The sequence below is a fragment of the Zavarzinia sp. genome, assembly GCF_049306435.1.
In the GTDB taxonomy this organism is placed as follows: domain Bacteria; phylum Pseudomonadota; class Alphaproteobacteria; order Zavarziniales; family Zavarziniaceae; genus Zavarzinia.
Genome location: NZ_JBAQRT010000289.1, coordinates 1 through 7,020 on the forward strand (window position 1 = coordinate 1; position 7,020 = coordinate 7,020).

General features: G+C 65.6%; 8 protein-coding genes. 2 read left to right on the forward strand and 6 right to left on the reverse strand.

The features are described from left to right. Window positions 1–426, reverse strand: a 426-nt coding sequence (gene ssb, locus WAZ62_RS16090) for a single-stranded DNA-binding protein (RefSeq protein WP_422644551.1), incomplete at its 3' end; no start/stop codon positions are given. A gap of 177 nt (window positions 427–603) precedes the next feature. On the opposite strand from ssb, the gene uvrA reads away from it, so the two are divergent. Next, window positions 604–3,483 carry an excinuclease ABC subunit UvrA gene (gene uvrA / locus WAZ62_RS16095; protein ID WP_422644552.1) on the forward strand — a complete coding sequence of 960 codons (2,880 nt, stop codon included), beginning with the start codon at window positions 604–606 and terminating at the stop codon, window positions 3,481–3,483. Here the strand turns inward: uvrA and WAZ62_RS16100 are convergent. Then, window positions 3,458–4,090 (reverse strand): hypothetical protein, encoded by a 633-nt coding sequence (locus WAZ62_RS16100; protein WP_422644553.1) that lies wholly within the window; start codon window positions 4,088–4,090, stop codon window positions 3,458–3,460. The genes uvrA and WAZ62_RS16100 overlap by 26 nt on opposite strands. Window positions 4,091–4,167: 77 nt before the next feature. Here WAZ62_RS16100 and WAZ62_RS16105 point away from each other — a divergent pair, with 77 nt between their 5' ends. Next, window positions 4,168–4,419: a DUF1272 domain-containing protein gene (locus WAZ62_RS16105; RefSeq protein ID WP_422644554.1), complete on the forward strand. Its 252-nt coding sequence runs from the start codon at window positions 4,168–4,170 to the stop codon at window positions 4,417–4,419. On the opposite strand, the gene map is transcribed toward WAZ62_RS16105, so the two are convergent. From map to WAZ62_RS16125, 4 genes are all read right to left on the reverse strand, one after another. Continuing rightward, a complete protein-coding gene (gene map, locus WAZ62_RS16110) occupies window positions 4,420–5,238 on the reverse strand; it encodes a type I methionyl aminopeptidase (protein WP_422644555.1) in 819 nt (272 codons plus the stop codon). It lies immediately after the preceding gene. After that, the gene (locus tag WAZ62_RS16115; RefSeq protein WP_422644556.1) at window positions 5,235–5,822 is read right to left on the reverse strand and encodes a TetR/AcrR family transcriptional regulator; all 588 of its coding nucleotides are present in this window, start codon (window positions 5,820–5,822) and stop codon (window positions 5,235–5,237) included. The genes map and WAZ62_RS16115 overlap by 4 nt, the downstream gene beginning before the upstream one ends. A gap of 50 nt (window positions 5,823–5,872) precedes the next feature. Next, a complete protein-coding gene (locus WAZ62_RS16120; protein ID WP_422644557.1) occupies window positions 5,873–6,361 on the reverse strand; it encodes a hypothetical protein in 489 nt (162 codons plus the stop codon). Between the two features lie 7 nt (window positions 6,362–6,368). Then, window positions 6,369–7,020: TetR/AcrR family transcriptional regulator (locus WAZ62_RS16125; protein WP_422644558.1), on the reverse strand; the 652-nt coding region annotated here is incomplete at its 5' end.

Below are 7,020 nucleotides of genomic sequence, written 5' to 3' on the forward strand. Positions count from 1 at the left end.
GCCATAGCCACCGAAGTCGCCGCCGCCGCCCGGACCGCCGCCGAAGTCGTCGCCACCGCCACCGCCGCCTTCACCGCGACCGTCGAGAATGGTCAGCTCGCCGCGGAAACGCTGCAGGACGATTTCCGTCGAATAGCGCTCCTGGCCCTGCTGGTCGGTCCACTTGCGGGTCTGCAGCGAGCCTTCGACGTAAACCTTGCTGCCTTTCCGCAGATATTGCTGGGCGATCTTCGCGAGGTTTTCGTTGAAGATCACGACGCGGTGCCACTCCGTGCGCTCCTTGCGCTCGCCGGACATCTTGTCTTTCCAGCTCTCGGAGGTGGCGATCGACAGGTTCACGACCGGATTGCCGTCCTGCAGATTGCGGGATTCCGGATCGCGGCCCAGGTTGCCGACCAGAATGACCTTGTTGACACTGCCCGCCATGGCTTTCCCCTTAAGTGCTTGCGGTCCCGCTGCTCTGGAACATAATGAGAACGAATACTGCGACTCAAGTGGCATCTTGCGGACTTTGTTCCCATAATCAAGCTAGGATGGACATCGTTGCTCCTCCACCCCATATCCTCTCTTCCCGTCGGCGCCGTACCGCGTAGCTGAGGCCCCATGTCATCCAAGTTCATCTGCGTCCGCGGCGCCCGCGAACATAATCTCAAGAATGTCGATGTGGACATTCCCCGCGACCAGCTGGTGGTGATCACCGGCCTGTCCGGCTCCGGCAAATCCTCCCTCGCTTTCGACACGATCTATGCCGAGGGCCAGCGCCGCTATGTCGAGAGCCTGTCGGCCTATGCCCGGCAGTTCCTCGAGTTGATGCAGAAGCCGGACGTCGATCACATCGAGGGCCTGTCCCCGGCGATTTCGATCGAGCAGAAGACGACCTCGCGCAATCCGCGCTCCACGGTCGGCACGGTCACCGAGATTTATGACTACCTGCGCCTGCTGTTCGCTCGTATCGGCGTGCCCTATTCCCCGGCGACCGGCCTGCCCATCGAAAGTCAGACCGTCAGCCAGATGGTCGACCGCATCCTCGGGTTGCCCGAGGGCACGAGGCTCTACGTCATCGCGCCCTTCGTGCGCGGCCGCAAGGGTGAGTACCGCAAGGAACTGGCCGACCTGCAGAAGCGCGGCTTCCAGCGCGTGAAGATCGACGGCACGCTTTACGAGATCGCCGACGCCCCGACGCTGAACAAGAAGGTGAAGCACGATATCGACGTGGTGGTGGACCGCGTGGTGGTGCGCCCCGACATCGCGTCCCGCCTCGCCGACAGTCTGGAGACCGCGCTCGAACTCGCCGACGGGCTCGCCGTCGCGGAGGACGCCGGGACGGGCGAGCGCACGCTGTTCTCGCAGAAATTCGCCTGCCCCGTCTCGGGCTTCACCATCGACGAGATCGAACCCCGGCTGTTCTCCTTCAACAATCCCTTCGGCGCCTGCCCGGCCTGCGATGGCCTTGGCAACAAGCTCTATTTCGATCCGGCGCTGATCGTGCCCGACCCTTCCGTCAGCCTCGCCAAGGGCGCCATCGCCCCCTGGGCCAAGACGATTTCAGCCTTCTTCACCCAGACCGTCGAAAGCCTGGCAGCCGCCTACAAATTCGATGTGAAAAAGCCTTGGCGCGACCTGCCGGAAAAGGTGCGCGACCTTCTCCTGCACGGCTCGGGCAAGGAGGCGATCACCATGACCTATCAGGACGGCACCCGTCGTTTCCAGACGACGAAACCGTTCGAGGGCGTGATCCCCAACCTGCAGCGGCGCTGGAAGGAAACCGAGAGCGACTGGATGCGCGAGGAACTCTCGGGCTATCAGTCCGCCTCGGAATGCGAGATCTGCCACGGCCACCGCCTGAAGCCCGAGGCCCTCGCCGTGAAGATCAACGGCCTTCATGTCGGCCAGGTGACCGAGAAATCGATCGCCGAGGCGGCGCGCTGGTTCCTCGACCTCTCCGACCGGATCACGGCGAAACAGGCCGAGATCGCCGCCCGAATTCTCAAGGAAATCAACGAGCGGCTGGGCTTCCTCGTCAACGTCGGGCTCGACTATCTCACCCTCGCCCGTGCGTCCGGCACCCTGTCGGGCGGGGAGAGTCAGCGCATCCGCCTCGCCTCGCAGATCGGCTCGGGCCTCACCGGCGTCCTTTATGTCCTGGACGAGCCATCGATCGGGCTGCATCAGCGCGACAACGACCGCCTGATCGAGACGCTGAAGCGCCTGCGCAATCTCGGCAACACGGTGATCGTGGTCGAGCACGACGAAGACGCGATCCGCACCGCCGATTACGTCATCGACATGGGGCCGGCCGCCGGCGTCCATGGCGGCCAGATCATCGCGCAAGGAACGCCGGCCGAGATCATGGCCAATCCCGACAGCCTGACCGGACAATATCTGTCCGGCACGCGCAGCGTTCCCATCCCCGCCCTGCGCCGCCCCTTCGACAGGAAGCGCGTGCTCTCCATCATCGGCGCCAGGGCCAACAATCTGAAGAATGTGACCGCGCATATTCCGCTCGGCACCTTCACCTGCGTGACCGGCGTCTCGGGCGGCGGCAAATCCACCCTCGTCATCGAGACCCTGTTCAAGGGCCTGAGCCGGCGCCTGAACGGCAGCCGCGAACTGGCGGGCGCCCATGACGACATCAGGGGCGTCGACCAGCTCGACAAGGTGATCGACATCGACCAGTCGCCGATCGGGCGGACGCCTCGCTCCAACCCCGCGACCTACACCGGCGCCTTCACGCCGATCCGCGACTGGTTCGCCGGCCTGCCGGAGGCGGAAGCCCGGGGTTATAAAGCTGGCCGCTTCTCCTTCAACGTGAAGGGCGGGCGTTGCGAGGCATGCCAGGGCGACGGCATGATCAAGATCGAGATGCACTTCCTGCCGGACGTTTACGTGCAGTGCGATATCTGCAAGGGCAGGCGTTACAATCGCGAAACCCTGGACGTCACCTTCAAGGACAAGTCGATCGCCGACGTGCTCGACATGACGATCGACGAGGCGGCGGATTTCTTCAAGGCGGTGCCAGCGGTTCGCGACAAGATGGAGACGCTGAAGCGCGTTGGGCTTGGTTACATAAAGGTCGGCCAGCAGGCGACGACCCTGTCGGGCGGCGAGGCGCAGCGCGTGAAACTGGCCAAGGAGCTGTCCAAGCGCCCGACCGGCCGCACGCTCTACATCCTCGACGAGCCGACCACGGGCCTTCATTTCGAGGATGTGCGCAAGCTGATGGAAGTGCTCCACGCCCTCGTGGAGACGGGCAATACCGTCCTCGTCATCGAGCATAATCTCGAGGTGATCAAGACGGCGGACTGGATCATCGACATGGGGCCGGAGGGCGGCAATGGCGGCGGCGAAGTGGTCGCCGAAGGCACGCCCGAGGATGTCGCGGCCGAGCCGCGCAGCCATACCGGGCGTTACCTGGCCGGCCTGCTGGCGGGAAAGCCGGGGGTGAAGGCCCGGAAGGCTAAGCGCTCTGCCGTGAAGAGCTAGCGTCGGCGAAGGCTCTTTCGTGGTCGAGGCGGAGCAGATCGCCGGCCATCAGGGAGATCAGCCGGCAAAAGGCATCCAGCATGGCGCGGCCCTTGTCCGCGTCACGCGCGGCCGCCCAGCGCGCGGCGACATCGGTCATGTGGATCATGAGTTCGACGGTCGCCGTCAGCTCGGCTTCCGGCAGATGCGGCAGCAATTCGCGCAGCAGCAGGCAGACCAGGCCGGCGTTCTCGGTCACCTGCACGACGTTATAGTTGCGCATCTCGCGATCCGTCAGGATCTCGGTCCAGACGTCGCGCATATCGGGGTCGCGCTGGAAAATCTGGTAGTAGTTTTCGACGGCGTGCTGGGCCTGCCGCACGAAATCCTCCACCGTGTCGACATCGCGGAGGGCGAAGGCCAGGACCTCGCGGTTGGCGGCATGATAGAACTGCACGAGATTTCGGCGCAGCGCGCCGTCATCGGCGAAGGCCGCGCGCGCCTCCTCGACGCCGACCCCCGCGAGATTGGCGGCCGCATCGAGCGTGACGGCCGAAAGCGAGCGCTCGCGCACCAGTCTTTCGGCGGCCTGCAACAAGATGTCGGCAAGATCGGGCCTGTGTGTCACGATGATCCCGTCCCCGGTTCGCCCGAAGCCATCCTGGCGCCTCAAGGTGAACAGCTCGTTAAGATGCGGAAATCACCATGCTGGCCCTGCGCCCCGGTTGTGAATGTTGCGACAAGGATCTTCCCGCCGACAGCCGGGACGCCATGATCTGCACCTTCGAATGCACCTTCTGCCGCGACTGCGCGGAAGACACCCTGGGCGGCATCTGCCCCAATTGCAGCGGCGAACTGGTGCGACGCCCGGTCAGGCCGGCCGCCGCCCTCGCCCGCTTTCCGGCCTCGACCGAAAGGGTCTGGAAGCCGGAAGGTTGCGGGCGCAGATCCGCCTGATCAGCCGGTCGCCTGAAGCGCCGCCATCTCCGGCCATGGGGTGAAGATCTCCGCCCCGGTCTCGGTCACGCCCAGCGAATGCTCGAACTGGGCGGACAGCGAACGGTCGCGGGTCACCGCCGTCCAGCCATCGGACAGGACCTTAACGTCCGGTCGCCCGGCGTTCAGCATCGGCTCGATGGTGAAGATCATGCCGGGCTCCAGCACGATCCCCTGGCCCGGCCGGCCGTAATGCAGGATATTGGGCGCGTCGTGGAACACCTGGCCGACACCATGGCCGCAGAAATCCTCGACGATCGAGAAACGCTCGCGCCGGGCGACGCGCTCGATGGCATGGCCGACATCGCCCAGGGTCGCGCCCGGCTTCACGGCGGCGATGCCCGCCAGCAGGGATTCCAGCGTGGTATCGACGAGTCGCCTCGCCTTCACGCCGATTTCGCCCGCCGCATACATGCGGCTGGCATCGCCGAACCAGCCGTCCAGCACGGGCGTCACGTCGATATTCAGGATGTCGCCTTCGAGCAGGATCTTGTCGTCGGACGGAATGCCGTGGGTGACGACATGATTGACCGAAATACAGCTGGCGTGCTGATAGCCGTGATAGCCGATCGTGCCGGGAATGCCGCCGTGATCGCGCATATAGGCCTCGCACAACTTGTCAAGGGCGGCGGTTGAAACACCCGGTTTCACGTAAGGCACGATGAAGTCGAGGGTGGCGGCAGCCAGCCGGCCGGCGCGGCGCATGCCTTCGAAACCTTCCTCGTCATGCAGCGGGATCTTGCGGCCGCCTTCGGCCTGGGCGGAATAACGGATGGTCATGCGGCCTGCTCCTGCAGGGTGAAGGATCCGGCCTCGAACAGGCCGGCGACGAGCGCGTCGACATAATCGGGGATGGCCCCCCGGCCGATCAGATGGGGGCGGAGCGCGGCCACGGGCGCGTCGAAGACGCGGAAACGCAGGGCCGCCGACGCCGCCGGCGCGACCTCGCCGCCCACCAGCGACTGGAAGGCACGGTCCAGCACATCTTCCTGACGGGCGATTTCCAGCCGTATTTCGTCCGGCACCGGCGCGCCGTCGACCAGCGCCCCGAAATCATTCAGCAGCAGGAAGCGAGCCCGCAGCGGCCTTGCCCGGGACCATTCGACAAGGGTCATGGCGGCATCGCGCGCCCGCCCCTCGAACAGGGGCGGCACCATGGCGGCGGTGAAGTCGCCATGGACATCGGCCCAGGCGGCGGCCAGCACGGCCGCCTTGGACGGAAAACGGTGGTAGAGGGAGCCGGTGGGGGCACCGACCCGGCGGGCGATCGCCGGGATGGAAGCGGCCGACGGGCCGGCCTCCGCGACGAGGGCGATGGCCGCGCTGACAAAGCAGTCGGCCGAGAATTGAGCTAGTCGAACCATGATGTCATTTAGAATAATGATTCTAGAATGACCTGTCCAGTCGCCTTCGCTCAGTCCGCGAGCACGCCGCCCGGCGCCTGAAGAGGGGCCGACAGCATGGCCCGCCAGTTCGTGGGGGTCACCCGGCCGATGTAATCCGCCTGCATGTCCGGGGTCAGAACCTCGACCAGATAGCGATCCTCCAGCCAGATCTCGACCACGTCGAAGATGCCGCCCCGACTGGCGACCTGCACGCGCCAGCCCGCCTTGTCGGCGATCGCCTCGATCTCGGCAATGCCGAGCGGCGTGGCGATGGCGACATGATCGCCGACCGGCCCGCCGCACCCGGGACCATTACCGATGGCGACACCCGCTTCGCTCGGCACCAGCGTCCGGTTGGCCGGATAGATTTCGAGGGTGGTGGCCCTCTCGTCCCCGGCGAAGACGACATGGGCGCCGGGGACCGGCGGAAAGGGCATGGCTTCGCCCTGCCAGATCTCGGCCAGGACGGCGGCGACCTTTTCGGGCTCCCGGGCGGGAATGGAGGCATGGAACAGCATGGCGACCTCAATCTTCGCGGTGTGCGGGCATGTCGGGAGACGGGCTTGGCAGATCGCCCCGCGCGGCGGCGTCGAGCAGGCAGCGGATGGCCCAGCTCACGGTCTCGCCCGACGAACGACCGTCGAGACCCCAATGATCGCGCAAGGTTGCCCAGGCGGTGGCGTTGTAGAGCAGTTGCACGACGGCCCGCAGGCGCTTCGCCGTTTCGGGATCAAGGGATTCGGTGCGAGCGGCCAGAATGGAGCCATAGGCTTCCTGCCGTTCCGCGTTCACGCGCAGGCGGAACTTCCGGCCGGCTTCGGAAAACACGAGGGCGGCCATCATGCCCGCCCGTTCGTCGAACCGGGCATAGACTTCGGGCGGCAGGCGCAGCAATTCCGCCTCGCTGGTTGGAAAGCCGCCGATGCCGGCCTGATCGTTCACCCAGCGCCAGAAGGCTTCCAGCAACTCGCCCTTGGTCGGGAAATGGCGGTAGACCGTCCTTTCCTGCACACCGGCCCTGGCGGCAATGGCGGCATAGGACAGGGCATCCAGCCCTTCCGTCTCGACGAGGAGACCGGTGGCTTCGAGGATGGCGTCCCGCGTCGCGGCCTGCTGGCGGCGGCGCAGGGGCGAGTCATAGGCTTTCGTCGGCGCATTCATGTCATTTCTAATGACA